The 15,030-nt window shown below is 69.4% G+C and carries 15 protein-coding genes; 11 read left to right on the top strand and 4 right to left on the bottom strand.

Features of this window, described 5'->3' with window-relative positions:
* Positions 1–142: 142 nt before the first annotated feature.
* Positions 143–1,168 (bottom strand): ADP-ribosylglycohydrolase family protein, encoded by a 1,026-nt coding sequence (locus CTZ28_RS34535; protein WP_121893681.1) that lies wholly within the window; start codon positions 1,166–1,168, stop codon positions 143–145.
* Positions 1,165–2,133, bottom strand: coding sequence for an ADP-ribosylglycohydrolase family protein (locus CTZ28_RS34530; RefSeq protein ID WP_220795483.1), 969 nt, complete (start codon positions 2,131–2,133; stop codon positions 1,165–1,167). Before CTZ28_RS34530 ends, CTZ28_RS34535 begins: the two co-directional genes overlap by 4 nt.
* A 142-nt stretch (positions 2,134–2,275) precedes the next feature.
* On the opposite strand from CTZ28_RS34530, the gene CTZ28_RS34525 reads away from it, so the two are divergent.
* From CTZ28_RS34525 to CTZ28_RS34510, 4 genes are all read left to right on the top strand, one after another.
* Positions 2,276–3,286 (top strand): LacI family DNA-binding transcriptional regulator, encoded by a 1,011-nt coding sequence (locus tag CTZ28_RS34525; RefSeq protein ID WP_121893680.1) that lies wholly within the window; start codon positions 2,276–2,278, stop codon positions 3,284–3,286.
* A 10-nt stretch (positions 3,287–3,296) separates the two neighbouring features.
* Complete coding sequence (locus tag CTZ28_RS34520; protein WP_121893679.1) at positions 3,297–4,643, top strand: ABC transporter substrate-binding protein; 1,347 nt, start codon at positions 3,297–3,299, stop codon at positions 4,641–4,643.
* Positions 4,640–5,512, top strand: a complete 873-nt coding sequence (locus tag CTZ28_RS34515; RefSeq protein WP_259471937.1) for a carbohydrate ABC transporter permease — start codon at positions 4,640–4,642, stop codon at positions 5,510–5,512. Before CTZ28_RS34520 ends, CTZ28_RS34515 begins: the two co-directional genes overlap by 4 nt.
* Positions 5,513–5,589: 77 nt before the next feature.
* The gene (locus CTZ28_RS34510; RefSeq protein ID WP_183154731.1) at positions 5,590–6,342 is read left to right on the top strand and encodes a carbohydrate ABC transporter permease; all 753 of its coding nucleotides are present in this window, start codon (positions 5,590–5,592) and stop codon (positions 6,340–6,342) included.
* A 93-nt stretch (positions 6,343–6,435) separates the two neighbouring features.
* On the opposite strand, the gene CTZ28_RS47360 is transcribed toward CTZ28_RS34510, so the two are convergent.
* Entirely contained in the window at positions 6,436–6,597 is a 162-nt protein-coding gene (locus CTZ28_RS47360; protein WP_183154730.1) for a hypothetical protein, read from the bottom strand.
* A gap of 269 nt (positions 6,598–6,866) precedes the next feature.
* Entirely contained in the window at positions 6,867–7,271 is a 405-nt protein-coding gene (locus tag CTZ28_RS46670) for a hypothetical protein (RefSeq protein WP_147481234.1), read from the bottom strand.
* A 223-nt stretch (positions 7,272–7,494) separates the two neighbouring features.
* Between CTZ28_RS46670 and CTZ28_RS34505 the strand changes: the two genes are divergently transcribed.
* From CTZ28_RS34505 to CTZ28_RS34475, 7 genes are all read left to right on the top strand, one after another.
* Positions 7,495–8,229 carry an SDR family NAD(P)-dependent oxidoreductase gene (locus tag CTZ28_RS34505; protein ID WP_121893676.1) on the top strand — a complete coding sequence of 245 codons (735 nt, stop codon included), beginning with the start codon at positions 7,495–7,497 and terminating at the stop codon, positions 8,227–8,229.
* Between the two features lie 93 nt (positions 8,230–8,322).
* Positions 8,323–9,042 (top strand): SDR family NAD(P)-dependent oxidoreductase, encoded by a 720-nt coding sequence (locus CTZ28_RS34500; protein WP_121893675.1) that lies wholly within the window; start codon positions 8,323–8,325, stop codon positions 9,040–9,042.
* Positions 9,043–9,097: 55 nt separating this feature from the next.
* Positions 9,098–9,985, top strand: a complete 888-nt coding sequence (locus CTZ28_RS34495; RefSeq protein WP_121893674.1) for a nitrilase-related carbon-nitrogen hydrolase — start codon at positions 9,098–9,100, stop codon at positions 9,983–9,985.
* Positions 9,986–10,045: 60 nt separating this feature from the next.
* On the top strand, positions 10,046–10,888 hold the full coding sequence (locus CTZ28_RS34490) for a polysaccharide deacetylase family protein (protein WP_121893673.1): 843 nt from the start codon (positions 10,046–10,048) through the stop codon (positions 10,886–10,888).
* Between the two features lie 124 nt (positions 10,889–11,012).
* Positions 11,013–12,113, top strand: coding sequence for a sugar ABC transporter substrate-binding protein (locus CTZ28_RS34485; protein ID WP_121893672.1), 1,101 nt, complete (start codon positions 11,013–11,015; stop codon positions 12,111–12,113).
* Between the two features lie 32 nt (positions 12,114–12,145).
* Positions 12,146–13,690 carry a sugar ABC transporter ATP-binding protein gene (locus tag CTZ28_RS34480; protein ID WP_183154729.1) on the top strand — a complete coding sequence of 515 codons (1,545 nt, stop codon included), beginning with the start codon at positions 12,146–12,148 and terminating at the stop codon, positions 13,688–13,690.
* A gap of 57 nt (positions 13,691–13,747) precedes the next feature.
* The gene (locus CTZ28_RS34475; RefSeq protein ID WP_220795481.1) at positions 13,748–14,791 is read left to right on the top strand and encodes an ABC transporter permease; all 1,044 of its coding nucleotides are present in this window, start codon (positions 13,748–13,750) and stop codon (positions 14,789–14,791) included.
* Positions 14,792–15,030 lie beyond the last annotated feature (239 nt).

The following is a 15,030-nucleotide window of genomic DNA, read 5'->3' as shown; positions in this document are numbered from 1 at the left end:
AGCCTGGGGAGGTGGTGTCCTTCCTGGTTGGGTGGGGCCGCTGGGGAGTGGTTTCCGGCAGCGGCCCCAGGCATCGGGGCGAGAACCACCTCCAGGCGGGCGGGCGCATCGTCTGCGCCGGTCGCGGCAGCGGTGGTGACGTCTACTGGTTGCCGGACGCTGTCAGGCGGTTGGCTAGGTCGCTCAGGCGTATGCCTTTCAGGCGCGGGTTGAGAGCGCCGGGTAGCTCGTCGACGTGGCGGCGCCAGGACTCGGGGACTACGGCGCCCGCGGCCCCGCACAGGGCACCGACCATGGCGGGCATGCTGTCCGACTGGCGGGAGACCAGGGCGGCTGCGCCGAGGGCCGTGGGCAGATCGCCGCCGGACAGCTCGGCCAGTGCGAAGGCCACCGGCAGGGTCTCCGGCGCTACGCAGGCATGGCTGTAGACAGCGGGAGCCAGCTCGGCGACCAGGTCGGGGACGGCCTCGAAAGGGCTGGCCGCCGAGTCCCGAATCCGGCGTGAGACGGCCAGGTTGCGGCCGAGCCAGCTCTCGTCGGGCACCGCGGACGCCGCGTCGGCCAGCGCCTCGGCCAGCGGGACACCGGAGACCAGCGCGGCAACGGCCCTGGCCATGGCCTGGGTGGCCCAGACGCCGTCCGCCGCGTGCGATATCCGGGCGTAACGGCCCGCGACCTCAGCGGCGGCAGCCGGGTCACCCGCGTAACGGATGCCGATCGGCACACCTGCCGGCACGACTCCGTCCGACCAGTGCTCGGGGTTGTCGTTGCCGGTGGCCGGGGGAACCAGTCCGCGGGCCGCGTTGATGACGGCCGAGCGCTCGGCGACACCCGTCCACACGCCATCACCGCCCGTCCAGTCCAGCCAGCCACGGAACAGGTCGGTATGGCTGTGGTCTTCCTCACACTCAAGCAGGACCAGCGAGGCGACGGCCGCAGTCTCGGCGTCGTCGGTGGGGCTCAGCGGAACAGGATCCCCCGCCCCCAGCGTGAAGGGCAGCAGTGGGCGGGAGACCCGCTGCTCGTCCAGCGCGGCGGAGAACTTCCATCCCGCCTCCCGCGCCCAGGCCGACCTCGCCTGTCGGTGAAACTGGGCCGGCAGTCCAGTCGCGTCGCCGACGGCCAGCCCGAGCAGTGCGTTGAGCGCGCGGTCACGAACATGTGTCATCCCGTGGTTCCCAGTTCCCTCAGACGATCGGCCAGTTCAACAAGGTCGGTCCCCGCTGTCGCCGTGACACACCGACCGCGCACCTTGGTGACCTGGTCACGCCATATGGGCGGGATCGCCTGGGCGCCGTGCAGAGCACCTGCCAGCGCGCCGATCACGGCGGCGATGGTGTCGGAGTCCCGGCCTATGTTCACTCCGGCGAGGACCGCCTGCTCGAAGTCCGCCCCGTAGGCGGAGAAGAGACCGAAGGCCAGGGCCACCGCTTCGGGGGCGGTGTCCCACCAGGGGTAGTGGAACAGCGATATCTCCGCGTAGAGCTCCTCGTCCGGGGATCCCGAAGACGCGGCGATCTCGAGCGCCCGCGCGACCAGCCGGGCGGACCAGGAGTCCACCGGCAACGCGGCCACCCCCGCTGCGACGACCTCGGCCGGGGTGGTGCCGGTGAGCGCGGCCGCAACGGCCGCGGCGACAGCCTGGGCTGCGTAGACGCCGTCCCTGGAGTGGCTGACGGACGCATCGACGGCGGCGATGCGAGCGGCTTGCGCGGGATCACCGGAGCAGAGGATTCCGACCGGGGCGACCCGCATGGCCGCGCCGTCGCTCCATGTCTCGTAGCTGTCCGAGCCGCTGACCGGTGGCCGCAGTCCGGACCGCAGGTTGGCGATGGCGACCATCTCGCTGAAGCCGGCGCCGTAGAAACCCCCTTGCTGCTCGCCGACCGTGGCCATCCACAGGTCGGCCACGTCGTCGCTGGTGATCTCTCGCCCGTGCCGTAGCAGGCCCAGAGCACACAGAACGGCGTACTCGGTGTCATCGGTGCCGGCCGCGTCGTCGGACAGAAAGCCGGTGACTCGGCCGAAACGTTCGCGGATGGCATGCAGGGTCATGCCTTCCGTGGGCGCGCCGAGTGCGTCGCCGGCGGCGAGCCCCAGTAGCGCCCCTCTGGCCCGGTCCTGAGTGGTCACTCCACCTCCTGAGTTGCATCGTTTTGCGCGGCAGATGTTACAACGAAGAATCTTCTTAACTGCGGAGACGCTAGCCCGTTGACTTGTCGGCACGCAATCATGCAGAGTACCGGCCAAATCGATTTGCGCACTGTGAGGCGGCGTGAGGGAAGCGAAGAAGCAACCAGGTATCGCGGAGGTCGCGGCGGCGGCCGGCGTCAGCGTGACCACGGTCTCGCATGTGCTCAGCGGGCGACGCCCGGTCAGCGCGGCGACCAGGGCGCTGGTGGAGACAGTCATCAAAGAACTGGGCTACCGGCCGAACCCGTCGGCTCGCGGCTTGCGGACACAGCGCAGCGAGTCGATCGCGCTGATCGTGCCCGACCTGACCAACCCGTTCTACACACTGGTCGCCGCCGGCCTCCAGGACGTGCTGATGGAGAGTGGATATCTGCTCTCCATCACGGACGCCGCGCAGCCGGGGCGGGCACTGCCCGAGGTGGTACGCCACGTCCTGGCGCGGCGGGTCGACGGGATCGTCCTGGCGTCGTACGGAGCGACTGACGACGACATCGCCTCCATCGCGGAGACCGGCACCAAGCTCGTGCGGCTCGGCAGCCGGTTCCGTGCCGACTTCGGCGACGTGGTCCGAGCCGACGACGTGGGCGGCATGCACGATGTGGTCGACCATCTGCTCGCCCGCGGATACCGGCGGATCGGGTTGGTCAACGGCGAGTACGACGCGCAGCCGAGCCAGATGCGGCTGGAGGGCTACACCCGGGCGCTGCGCGAGGCGGGCCGGACAGCCGACCCCGACCTCATCCACTTCGGCACCTTCAGCCGGGCCGGCGGCGCGGCGGGCGCCCGGCGGCTGTTCGACTCCGCACACCCGCCGGACGCCATCGTCGGCGGCAACGACCTGATCGCGGTCGGTGTGATGGACGCGGCCAGAGAACGAGGCCTCGCCATACCCCGCGATGTGGCGATCACCGGCTACGACGACATCGAGGCCGCGTCGCTCGTGACTCCCGCACTCACCACCGTGCACAACCCTGCCCGCGAGATCGGCAGGACGTGTGCGCGGATGCTGCTCGACCGGCTGGCCGGCAAATACGACGACGTGGCGCGCGAGGTCGTACTCGCCCACCGCCTGGTCATTCGCGAATCATCCTGAGGAGACCACCATGCCTTCCCCCATGTCCCGCCGCAGCCTCATCAAGCTGGGAGGCGGTCTGCTGACCGCAGGCACACTTGCCGCGTGCGGCAGCGGCTCGTCGTCCGGCTCCGGCACGGTGACCTACTGGGCCGCCTTCACCGGCAGCGACGTCGAGCGCTACTTCAAGAAGAACTTCATCGACAGATTCAACAAGAGCACCAAGAGCGTCCAGGTCAGAATGGATGTCAAACAGCTCCAGACACTGGGCAAGCTGACCGACACCGCCGTCGCCGCCGGCCGCGGCCCCGACGTGGTCTACTCCGACGGGCCGTCTTCGGCGCTGTCCTTCGCCAAGAGCTCCAACACCGTCCCGCTGGACTCCTACGCCAAGAAGTACGGCTGGCAGGACAAGTTCCTGCCCTGGGCCTGGGAGGCGAGCAAGGTCGACGGAAAGCTCTACTCCGTGCCCGTCGGATACGGCTCGGTGGTGCTCTACTACAGCCCGGCGGTTTTCAAGAAGAACGGCTGGGCCGTGCCCAAGTCCCTTGCGGAGTTCGAGGACATCTGCACCGCGGCCAAGGCGAAAGGGATGATCCCGGTCGGCGCCGGCAACAGCGGGTACACGGCACAGAGCGAGTGGTACCTCACCGCCTTCCTCAACGCGGCGGCCGGACCCCAGGCACTCTACGAGGCACTCACGGGCAAGCGCCCCTGGGACGACAAGGTGTTCGTCGACGCGATCACGCTGTACAAGCAGCAGATAGACAAGGGCTGGTGGGGCGGCGCCCCGGACCGCTACTTCACCAACACCGACACCGACATGTTCACCGGGCTCGCTCAGGGCAAGGTCGCCATGTACATCACCGGCACCTGGAGCTTCGCGTCCGCCGACTCCTTCTTCACCGGAGACCAGAAGTGGGAGTGGGCACCGCTGCCTTCCCTCAGCGACACGGTGAAGCCCGGTGTGTTTCCGCTCGCCATCGGCACCGCGCTGTCGGTCAACGCGCGGGCGAAGAACCCCGCAGGCGCGGCCGAGTTCATCGATTCCATGATCGCCGACCCGCAGGACATGCTCGACTACCTGGCTGCCACGGGCACCAACCCCGCCCCGCTCAAGTTCGATCAGTCCGCGTACCCGCCCAGTACGGACGACCGCGTGGCCCGCCTGTATCAGACGATCCAGCAGTCGACGAACCTCGGCTACGCGAGCTGGTGTTTCATGCCGCCGAAGTCGGACACCTACCTCTACACCGAGTTCGACAAGGTCATCACGGGCAGCATGAAGCCCGCCGAATTCTGCAAGGGCCTGCAGAAGACATTCGCCGACGAACTCGCCGCCGGGTCGGTCCCCAGCCCCTTCGAGCCCACGTCATGAGGGGTGCACAGCTCAAGGCATGGCTGTTCATGGCCCCGCTCGTGGCGGTGAACCTCCTGGTCATCGCCGGACCTGGGCTCATGTCGGTCTACTATTCGTTCACCGACTGGGACGGCCTCAATTCCCCTGGGCTGGTCGGCTTCGCCAACTACACCGCGTTGTTCGGTGATGCCGACTTTCTCCGGGCTCTGCTGCACAACCTGCTGTGGACCGCGTTCTTCCTCGTGGTGCCGATGTCGCTGGGTCTGCTCGGCGCCTTCCTGCTGACCCGGATCAAGCGGTTCCAACTCGTCTTCCGGGTGCTCTACTTCGTCCCGTACGTCATCGCCACCGTGGTGTCAGCCACCATCTGGCGGCAGATACTCAGCCCCACCAGCGGGATCGGCCCGGCACTGAGCGACCTGGGCATTCCATGGCTCAAGGATGTCAACTTCCTCGGCGACGGAGACATCGCGCTCGGGACTGTCGCGTTCGTCAACAACTGGCAGTGGTGGGGATTTCTGGTGGTCATCTTCCTGGCCTCCATGCAATCCATCGAGCCCTCGCTCTACGAGGCGGCCAGAATGGACGGCGCGAACACCTGGCGGGAGTTCTGGCACATCACTCTGCCGGCCATCCGCCCGACCTTCATGTTCCTCTCCCTGATGACGGTGATCTGGTCGTTCCTGGTCTTCGACTACATCTACATCCTGACCCAGGGCGGACCCGCAGGTTCCACCGACGTACTGAGTACGGTGATGTACCGCATGGCCTTCGAACAGCAGCAAGCCGGGTACGCGTCGGCCATCGGCGTCATCCTCGCTCTCATCAGCGCCGCGACAGTCGGCGGCTACCTCTACCTCCGCCGACGTTTGAAGTGGGAGATGTGATGGCGCGACGTGGCACAGCGAAACGTCCCTTCGCTTACCTCATCCTGATCATTCTTGCCGCCTATGCCGTCGTACCGATGGTGATTTTCCTCCTCGCCTCGCTGAAGACGCCGGGCGAGATCAGCCAGAGCCCACTCAGCCTGCCGGGCAAGTTCCGCTGGGAGAACTTCGCCACCGCGTGGTCCGATGCGGACATGGGCCGCGGTCTGGGCAACAGCGCCCTCATCGCGGTCTCCACGGGAGCCGGGGTTGCCGTGATCGCCGGGTGCGCCGCCTACGCGCTCACCCGGCTCGCGCTGCCCAAGCCGGGGCTGTTCATCATGTACCTGCTGGTTGCCAGTTCGCTTCCCATCCAGCTGTTCCTGGTGCCGCTGCTCTCGATGTGGACGAAGATCGGACTCTACGACAACAGGTTCGGGCTGATCGTCATCTACTGGGCGATCTACAGCCCGTTCGCCACGCTGCTGATCCGCACCTTCCTGCTGGCGGTGCCCAAGGACTATGAGGCGGCGGCACGGCTGGACGGGGCCGGTGAGATCACCGTCTTCACACGGATCGTGTTTCCGCTGATCTGGCCGGGTGTGCTCACCGCGGCACTGGTGGCCGGGCTGCAGGCATACAACGAGTTCCTCCTGGCCGTCACCTTCATCCAGGACAGCACGAAGCTGCCGGCCTCCGTCGCGCTCTACTCCTTCCAGCAGGGCCTGTCCCCCAACTGGGCACTCGTCAGCGCGGCCGGTCTCATCATGGTCCTGCCGGTACTTGTGCTGTTCATCGTTCTCAACCGCCGCTTCGTCGAGGGCTACACCTCGTCCGGCATGACCGGATGAACGACGAAGGTCACGCCCGGGCTCGCGCCGCCGTTGACCGAGTTCCGCAGCACATGCCGGGCTCCTTGAGCCCCTTCGAGCGCGCCGTACGCACTAGTCGGACTTCGAGGACCGCAGGACTCGGCCGATGGCCAGGGCCGGGTGGATGGCGAGGGCGAACAAGGGCAGCACGAGGTGCTCGACCGTGTCGCCGTGAACCAATGAGCCGAACAGCAGCCAGTGCCACTCCCCCGGCACGGCACCGGGGTCGCGCACCCACCCGGAAACGGGAAACCAGCCTGCGGCAGATCAGGCCACCCAGCCAGCGCAGCACGCTGGCCACGGCGAACAGCAGCGCCAGCAGCAGTGCGACCACGACTGGGATCCCGACGACGTGGCGGCCCTGGAAGCCCGGAGGCGTGGCGACCGACGGCTATTCCGCCCACGCCTGGACCCACAGACCAGCAGCCGTGAGGATTCGATACATCTGGGCCGGCCCCAGCGCGGAGTTGGCAGCGGCATCGTCGGCTACCTGGGGGTCCGGGTCAGAGAGCAGGCGCTCCAGCAACGCCTCCGTGATGTTGGGGTGACGGGCGACCCCGCGGCGCAGGAAGGACTCGGCAGCGGCGGCGAGTTGCTGAAGGGATCGGCACCTTGCGGTCCACCATGTCGCGGACAAAGTCGGTGTACGCGTTACGGATCGCCGGATCGGGATGCTCGGCGATCCTTCGGCGCATCTCCGGGGAAATCCGGTCCCCGTGCAGGCCCACCGCGGTGTTGTCGTCGCCGTGCGTCAGCAGAGCCTCGACAACGGCGTCCTCCAGCCGCCCGCGACGCAGCGAAATGCCGTGTCGGCCGGCCTTGTGTGTGGCCAGGCGCACCAGGACGTCCGGACGGGCTGCTGGGTTCCGCCCCAGGCCGGACAGTTGCGGATGCTCGTGGCTTGTCATGCGGTCAACCTAGTCGGGCCGCTGCGGGCCAGTTCTCCGTCGGTCCTTGGGCCGGGGAAGGCCTTCGTGTCGGCCCGATGCCGAGCACCCCCAGTTCGCGGGCCTGTGGCAACAAGTAAGCAGTTTTACGGACGTAGGCGGTCGCGCCCCTTCCTACTGTGCTCCCACGAGTTGCTCGGCCGGCACCGCCGGATCCGCGGGCGGCTCCGGACGGAGGGCACGCATGCATCGCTTGTCGGGAAAGGTCGCGCTGGTCAGTGGCGGCGCGCGGGGCATCGGGCGGGGCATCGCCGAGATGTTCGCGGCCGAGGGGGCGACCGTCGTGGCCGTGGACGTCCTCGACCCCGCGGCCTCCCCCACCGTGACCGGACCCGGGACCCTGGAGTCCGGCCGGCTCGACGTCACCGACGAGCAGGGGTGGGCGGCCGTGGTCCGGGACATCGAGGAGCGCCACGGCCGGCTGGACGTCCTGGTCAACAACGCCGGGGTCGGCTCCTACCAGGCCATCCACGAACTGGACACCGCCGAGTGGAACCGTGTGCTGGGCGTCAACCAGACCGGGGTGTTCCTCGGCATGCGGGCCGCGATCCCCGCGCTGCGCCGGGCCGGCGGCGGCTCCCTCATCAACATCTCCTCCATCTACGGCGCGGCGGCCGTGCCCGGCTCCCTCGCCTACCAGGCCACCAAGGGCGCGGTCCGCAGCATGACCCGCAACGCGGCCATCACCTACGCCACCGAGAACATCCGCGCCAACGCGGTGCTCCCGGGCTGGATCCGCACACCCATGACCGAGGCGCAGACCAGGGAGTTCAACGACGCCGTCATCGCCTCCACCCCGATGGCCCGCGGCGCCGAGCCCCGCGACATTGCCTACGGCTGTGTCTATCTGGCCTCCGACGAGTCGTCGTACGTCACCGGCACCGACCTGGTCATCGACGGCGGTTTCCTCGCCCGCTGAACGCCGGACGTGCCCCACGGCCGCAGCGGCCCGCACACCACCCACCCCCGGACCCCGTCGGCCCCGGCCGACCGCAGAAACGGAGAACACCCCATGGGCCGTCTGTCAGGCAAGGTGACCCTGGTCACCGGAGGCTCCCGCGGCATCGGCCGGGGCATCGTCGAAGCCTTCGTGCGCGAGGGGGCCGTCGTGGTCTCCGCCGACCTCAGCGGCGCGACCCCACCCGTCGAGGGCGCCGAGGAGGTGCGCCTGGACGTGACCGACGAGGACGGCTGGGCGGCCGTCGTCGCCGAGGTGGAGCGACGGCACGGCCGACTCGACGTCCTCGTCAACAACGCCGGGCTCATCTCCTACGAACCCATCCACACCCTCACCCTCGCCGAGTGGGAGCGCGTGGTGCGCGTCGACCAGACCGGGGTGTTCCTCGGCATGCGGGCCGCGATCCCCGCGCTGCGCCGGGCCGGCGGCGGCTCCCTCATCAACATCTCGTCCGCCTGGGGCGTCGTCGGCGGGGTCGGCACCCATGCCTACCACGCCAGCAAGGGCGCGGTCCGCAGCATGACCCGCAACGCGGCCATCACCTACGCCACCGAGAACATCCGCGCCAACGCCGTGATCCCCGGCTGGATCGCCACCCCGCTCACCGACGCCCAGCCCGCCGAACTCAACGCCGCCGTCCTGGCGGGCACCCCGATGCGACGCGGCGGCACTCCCGCCGAGATCGCGCACGGCTGTGTCTATCTGGCCTCCGACGAGTCGTCGTACGTCACCGGCACCGACCTGGTCATCGACGGCGGACTGCTCGCCCAGTGACCGCGGGCGCCACCGGAGGACCCGGCATCCCACCCCCGGAGAGGAAACGAAGACCATGCCAACGACCCTGACCGTCGCCGCGGTCCAGTTCGAGATGCGCGAGGTGGACGGCTTCGCGGCCTTCGCCCGCCAGGTGCGCAGACTCCTTGACCGCACCGACGACGCTCAACTCGTGGTGCTCCCCGAACTGTTCACCGCGGCACTGTTCACCGCCCGGCCCGGCTGGCGCGACGAACCCCCTTCCGCGCTGGGCCGCATCGCCGACTACACCGACGACTACGCCGCGCTCTTCACGGAGTCGGCCCGCACCCGTGACCAGGTCATCGTGGCCGGCAGCCACCTCGTGCGCGCCCCGGACGGCGAGGGCGTCCTCAACACGGCGTTCGTCTTCTTCCCCGACGGATCCGTCAGCCGGCACGTCAAGACCCATATATTCCCGGCCGAATCCGGCTGGGGTACGCGCGAAGGCGACGTCCTCGCCCCGTTCCCCGTCGGCCCGGTCACCGTCGGTGTCTCGGTCTGCTACGAGACCGAGATACCCGAGGTCTCCACGATCCTCGCCCGGCAGGGCGCCGAGCTGATCGTCAGCCCCTCGTACACCTTCACCGAGGCAGGTTTCTGGCGGGTCCGGCACTGCGCCCAGGCCCGGGCCATCGAGAACCAGGTGTATGTCGTCCACTGCCCCACCACCGGGAACCCGGGCGCCCCGCTGTCCCCGGGCTGGGCCAGGGCCTCCGTCCTGTCCCCCTGCGACAGCGGGTTCGCCGCCGACGGGGTGCTCGCCGAGGCGGCCACCAACACCGAGGACGTCATCACCGCCCGGCTCGACCTCGACCTCCTGCACGAGAACCGCCGCACCGGAGCCGCCACCACCCACGGCGATCGCCGCCGCCGCTCCGGCCTGTACCGCCGCTACGCCGAGGCGCTGCTCCCCCGGGCCTGAGCCGCCGTCACCGGGCGCGTCCCCTTCCCGCTGCACCCACCTCACTCACGGAGACACCTCATGCCCCTGCACCTTCCCGAGGGCAAGACCCTCGCCGTCAACATCGGCGCCGACTTCGACGCGCACAGCGTCTGGATGGGCACCTTCAACCTCAGCAGCCCCAGCTACCTCTCCCGGGGCGAGTTCTGCGCCGAAGTCGGTGTGCCCCGGCTGATCAGCCTCTTCGACCGCTACGACATCCGCGCCACCTGGTGCACCCCGGGCCACTCGATGGTCACCTTCCCCGAGCGGGTCCGGCAGATCGTCGACGCCGGGCACGAGATCGCCGCACACGGCTGCTACCACGAGGGCGTACCGAAGCTGGACGCCGACACGGAGCGGCGTCTGATGGCGGCCCAGCTCGCGCAGCACGAACGGTACGTCGGGGTCCGCCCGCGCGGCTACCGGTCGCCCGCCTGGGACTTCACCGACCAGACCCTGAGCGTGCTGGAGGAGAACGGCTTCGAGTGGGACTCCTCCCTGATGGGCCGCGACTTCGAGCCGTACCACCCGCGTCCGGTCGAGGTCGGCTGGGAGGAGGGCAGCAGCTTCGGCCCGGCCAGCCCGCTGCTGGAGTTCCCCGTCTCCTGGTTCCTCGACGACTTCCCCGCCGCCGAGTACATCCCCGGCGTCAACCAGGGGCTGGGGTCGAGCGAGGTCATGTTCCAGCGCTGGAAGGACCATTTCGACTTCGCCTACCGCAACGTCCCGGGCGGTGTCCTCACCCTCACCGTCCACCCGCAGACGATCGCCCGCGCCCATTACCTCATGGGTTTCGAACGGCTCATCGAGTACATGGCCGGCCACGAGGGCACCTGGTTCGCCACCCTCAGCGACATCTACGACACCTGGCGCGAGGACTGACCTCCGCGCTCTCTCCCCCCGACCGGCCCACCCGCACCCCGGCCCGCCCGCACCCACTGCGCCCCGCCCCACCGCGGTGCCTCCGTCCCACCCTCCGGCCCGCCCTTCAGGGAGAACCACCGCCATGAACGCTCCGCTCACCACACCGTCCGCCGGCAGACGGACCGCCCGTGCCCGCACCGGACGCCGGCTGCTGCGCACCGCCGCCGTCGCCTCCACCGCCCTGGCCGTCCTCGGCTCCGCCGCCGCCTGCTCCGTGCCCTCGCAGGAGGCCGGCACCCAGTCCGCGGCCACGGCGAAGGGTCCCGACAAGGTCTCCGACCTGAAGATCGCCTATTTCTCGGCCGGCACCAGCAACGCCTACCTCCAGGCCGCCATCGCCGCCGCGAAGAAGAAGAGCAAGGACCTCGGCGTCGGCCTTGACGTCTTCGACGGGCAGTTCGACGCGCAGAAACAGTTCGACCAGATCCAGACCGCGCTCACCAGCGGCAAGTACAACGCCTTCGCCGTCGAACCCAACGACGGTAACCTCGTCTGCAAGCTCCTCACCCAGCAGGCCCCGCGCAAGGGCATCCTGGTCTCCGTCTTCAACCTGCCCATCTGCGGCCGGGCCACCCGGCTCGGCGACGCGACCTGGGAGCCGGGCACCGTCACGTACGTGGGCGGCCAGACCCTCGATGTCTACGAGCAGTGGGTGGCCCAGGTCATCAAGGACAACCCGGACGGCGCGAAGATCGCGTTGATCTCGGGCCCCGACCTCAACGCCAACACCATCTGTTTCCAGAAGGCGGCCAAGGAGTTCGCGAAGCACAAGGGATTCGAGGTCGTCGCCCAGCAGACCACCGACTACACCACGCCCAAGGGCAACTCGGCCGCCCAGACCATCCTCCAGGCCAACCCCGACCTGAACGTCATCATGTCCAACTTCTCCGGCATGAGCCGGGGCATCGTGCAGGCCGTCAACAGCGCCGGGCGCAAGGGCAAGGTCAAGATCTACGACTTCGGCGGCGACAAGTGGGCGCTGAACTCGGTGCAGAAGGGCGACCTGGAGCAGAGCGTGATGATGCTCCCCGCCCAGGAGACCGAGGAGGCCATCCAGGCCCTCGCCGACCACGTGGCCGGCAAGAAGGTCCCGCACTTCATCAACCTCACCGAGTCCTCCGAGCTTCCGGGTACCCCCTTCGCCACCCGCGAGACCGTCGACACGTTCCGTCCCGAGTACTGACCGGAATGCGCCACGGCAGGACAGGAGCCACCATGCCCGACACACTCCCCGCGCCGCCCCCCGGCCCCACCGCGGCCACCGCCCACCCCGCCGTCGTCTGCCGGGGCGTCGCCAAGATCTTCGGCCGCACCTATGCCGTACGCGACGTCGACCTGGAGATCCCGGCCGGCACCGTGCACGCGCTCGTCGGCGAGAACGGCGCCGGCAAGTCGACACTCCTCGGCATGATCAGTGGCCGGCTCGCCGCCGACACCGGCACCGTCGACGTATTCGGCAACCCGCTCGGCGCGGGCGGTCCCCGCAGGGCACGCGGGCTTGGACTCGTCGCGGTCTACCAGGAACTCACCATGGTCCCGGCCCTCAGCGCCGAGGCCAACGTCTTCCTCGGCGGCACTCTCTCCCGACGCGGGTTCCTGGCCCGCCGCGAGATGCGCCGCCGCTATCTGCAGATGTGCGCGGACTTCGAGGTCAGCATCCCGCCCGACGTACCCGTGCGCACCCTGTCCGTCTCCCAGCAGCAGATCCTGGAGATCATGCGCGGGGTCCAGACCGACGGACGGATCCTGCTCCTCGACGAGCCGAGCGCCGCCCTCGCCGAGCACGAACGCGACATCCTCTACCGAGTCCTGGACCGGCTGCGCTCGCAGGGCACCACCATCGTCTTCGTCAGCCACAACCTGGACGAGGTGCTGCGTCTCAGCGACAGCATCTCCGTCCTGCGCAACGGCCGGCTCGTGCGCACCGGCCCCCGCGCGCAGTGGAACCGCCAGGAACTCATCCGCGCCATGGTCGGCCGGGAGATCGAGGTCACCGCGCGCGGCGGCACCCATGAACCCGGCGCCCCCGCACTCGAGGCGTCCGGGGTCACCGTCCCCGGTGTGCTCACCGACATCGATCTCCGGGTCCACGAGGGCGAGATCGTCGGGCTGTGGGGGCTGGTCGGCTCCGGCCGCACCACCTTCCTGCGCGCCCTCGCCGGACTCGACCGCACCTCCACCGGTGAACTGCGCCTGGCCGGCACCCCCGCATCCTGGCCCCGTTCCACCCGGCAGGCCATCGCCGGCGGCGTGGTGATGGTCCCCGAGGACCGCAAGAACGGTCTCGTCCCGGCCATGGACGGGACCGACAACATCAGCGTGGGCATCACCCGTTCCACCCGGGCCGGCCGCGTCGACCAGGGTGCCGAACGCCGGCGCGCCGAGCACTACACGCGTTACTTCGGCTTCGCCGCGGGCCGGCTCGGCTCTCCCGTCCGGCATCTGTCCGGCGGCAACCAGCAGAAGGTGCTGCTCGCCAAGTGGGCGGCCCGCGACCCCCGGGTCTTCCTCATCGACGAACCCACCCGGGGCATCGACGTGGGCGCCAAGTCCGAGGTCCTGGCCTCCCTGGTCAGCCTCGCCAAGGACGGTGCCGCCGTCGTCGTCACCTCCTCCGAGCTGGAGGAAGTGCTCGCCATCGCCAACCGTCTCCTTGTCTTCGCCCACGGCCGGGTGGTCCGCGAGATCCCCGCCGACTCGCCGGACTTCCGGGTACGCGACATCGTCCGCCTGGGCTTCCTCGACAAGGACCCCGACTGATGCCGCGCCCCGTCCGCCGGCCCCGCCCTGCCACGACCACCCACGAGGTGAGCTGAAGTGAACCCGTCCACCGTCTCCCCATCGCCCGCCGCTCCCGGCGGCGGGCCCGGCACCGCCGCCGTGGCCCCGCCCGCCACCGCCCCGGACGCCGACACCGGCCGTGCCGCCGGGCTGCGCTCCGCCGCCCTGCGGTTCAGCATGCTGTGGGTCCTGCTGCTCCTCGTCGCCGCGGCGACCGTGCTCTACCCGGGATTCCTGCGCCCCGCCAACCTCCAGGACATCCTGACCCAGAACGCCGCCGTCGGGATCATCGCCGTCGCGATGACCTTCGTCATCATCTCCGGCGGCTTCGACCTCTCCGTGGGCGCCACCTACGCGCTCGGCTCCACCATCTTCGCCGGCGTCACCAAGAGCACCGGCTCCGTCGCCCTCGCCGGGGTCTGCGCCCTGCTCGCGGGCCTGGCGGTGGGCGGCGCGAACGGCACCATCATCGCCCGCTGGAAGGTCAACCCCTTCGTCACCACCCTCGGCATGTCCTCGGTCATCGCGGGCCTGGCGTACGTCTACTCCAACTCGGCCCCTTTCATCGTCGACCAGTTCTCCTTCCAGTACCTCGCGCTCACTGCGGTCGCGGGCGTGCCGCTGCCGATCTGGATTCTGCTCGCCGTGTTCCTCGCCGGTGCCCTGCTGCTGTCGCAGACCGGCTACGGCCGCAACATCTTCGCCATCGGCGGCAACGAGGAGGCCGCCCGGCTCTCCGGCCTGCGGGTGCCCTGGCTGGTGGGCAGCGCCTATGTGATGACCGGGGTGATGGCCGCGCTGGCCGGCATGATCGACGCCTCCCGGCTGGGCGTCGGCCAGGCCGACGTCGGGGCCACGGTGGCGCTGGACACCATCGCCATCGTGGTGGTCGGCGGCACCTCTCTGCGCGGTGGTGAAGGCGCGGTGTGGCGTTCCGCGGTCGGGCTGCTCATCCTGGCGACGCTCACCAACGTCTTCTACAGCCTCAACATCAGCCAGCACTGGCAGCTCATCGCCAAGGGCTGCATCGTCGTCACCGCCGTCGCCCTGGACTCGCTGCTGCGCAGCCGGCGTACCTGACCGCGCCCACCCGCAGCCGCCGGCCCGGTCCGCTCCCGGAACGACAGCGCCGCCGCGCCCCACAGCCGGAGACGGACCGGGTCCGTACGCCCGTCACGCCGCTCAGCCACCCGCAAAATGTTCCTTACTCATTCGTTACGCGTAACTGTGTCGTATTCCTCCGGAGCTGTGCATGATGAATGCGCTCACCGCACCGGTCGTTGCGGCCCGTGGCTGTTCGAGCACCATGGACGGGAGGC

The sequence above is a fragment of the Streptomyces shenzhenensis genome (assembly GCF_003688995.1).
In the GTDB taxonomy this organism is placed as follows: Bacteria; Actinomycetota; Actinomycetes; order Streptomycetales; family Streptomycetaceae; genus Streptomyces; species Streptomyces shenzhenensis_A.
Note: the sequence above shows the minus strand (reverse complement) of the source record. Positions and strands in the feature narration are given on the sequence as shown.

What these genes read in the sequence shown, in the direction of transcription:
- CTZ28_RS34535 (WP_121893681.1), bottom strand. Translation starts at nt 1,168, where the DNA reads ATGACACATGTTCGTGACCGCGCGCTCAACGCACTGCTCGGGCTGGCC.
- CTZ28_RS34520 (WP_121893679.1), top strand. Translation starts at nt 3,297, where the DNA reads ATGCCTTCCCCCATGTCCCGCCGCAGCCTCATCAAGCTGGGAGGCGGT.
- CTZ28_RS34515 (WP_259471937.1), top strand. Translation starts at nt 4,640, where the DNA reads ATGAGGGGTGCACAGCTCAAGGCATGGCTGTTCATGGCCCCGCTCGTG.
- CTZ28_RS34510 (WP_183154731.1), top strand. Translation starts at nt 5,590, where the DNA reads ATGGTGATTTTCCTCCTCGCCTCGCTGAAGACGCCGGGCGAGATCAGC.
- CTZ28_RS46670 (WP_147481234.1), bottom strand. Translation starts at nt 7,271, where the DNA reads ATGACAAGCCACGAGCATCCGCAACTGTCCGGCCTGGGGCGGAACCCA.
- CTZ28_RS34505 (WP_121893676.1), top strand. Translation starts at nt 7,495, where the DNA reads ATGCATCGCTTGTCGGGAAAGGTCGCGCTGGTCAGTGGCGGCGCGCGG.
- CTZ28_RS34500 (WP_121893675.1), top strand. Translation starts at nt 8,323, where the DNA reads ATGGGCCGTCTGTCAGGCAAGGTGACCCTGGTCACCGGAGGCTCCCGC.
- CTZ28_RS34495 (WP_121893674.1), top strand. Translation starts at nt 9,098, where the DNA reads ATGCCAACGACCCTGACCGTCGCCGCGGTCCAGTTCGAGATGCGCGAG.
- CTZ28_RS34490 (WP_121893673.1), top strand. Translation starts at nt 10,046, where the DNA reads ATGCCCCTGCACCTTCCCGAGGGCAAGACCCTCGCCGTCAACATCGGC.
- CTZ28_RS34485 (WP_121893672.1), top strand. Translation starts at nt 11,013, where the DNA reads ATGAACGCTCCGCTCACCACACCGTCCGCCGGCAGACGGACCGCCCGT.
- CTZ28_RS34480 (WP_183154729.1), top strand. Translation starts at nt 12,146, where the DNA reads ATGCCCGACACACTCCCCGCGCCGCCCCCCGGCCCCACCGCGGCCACC.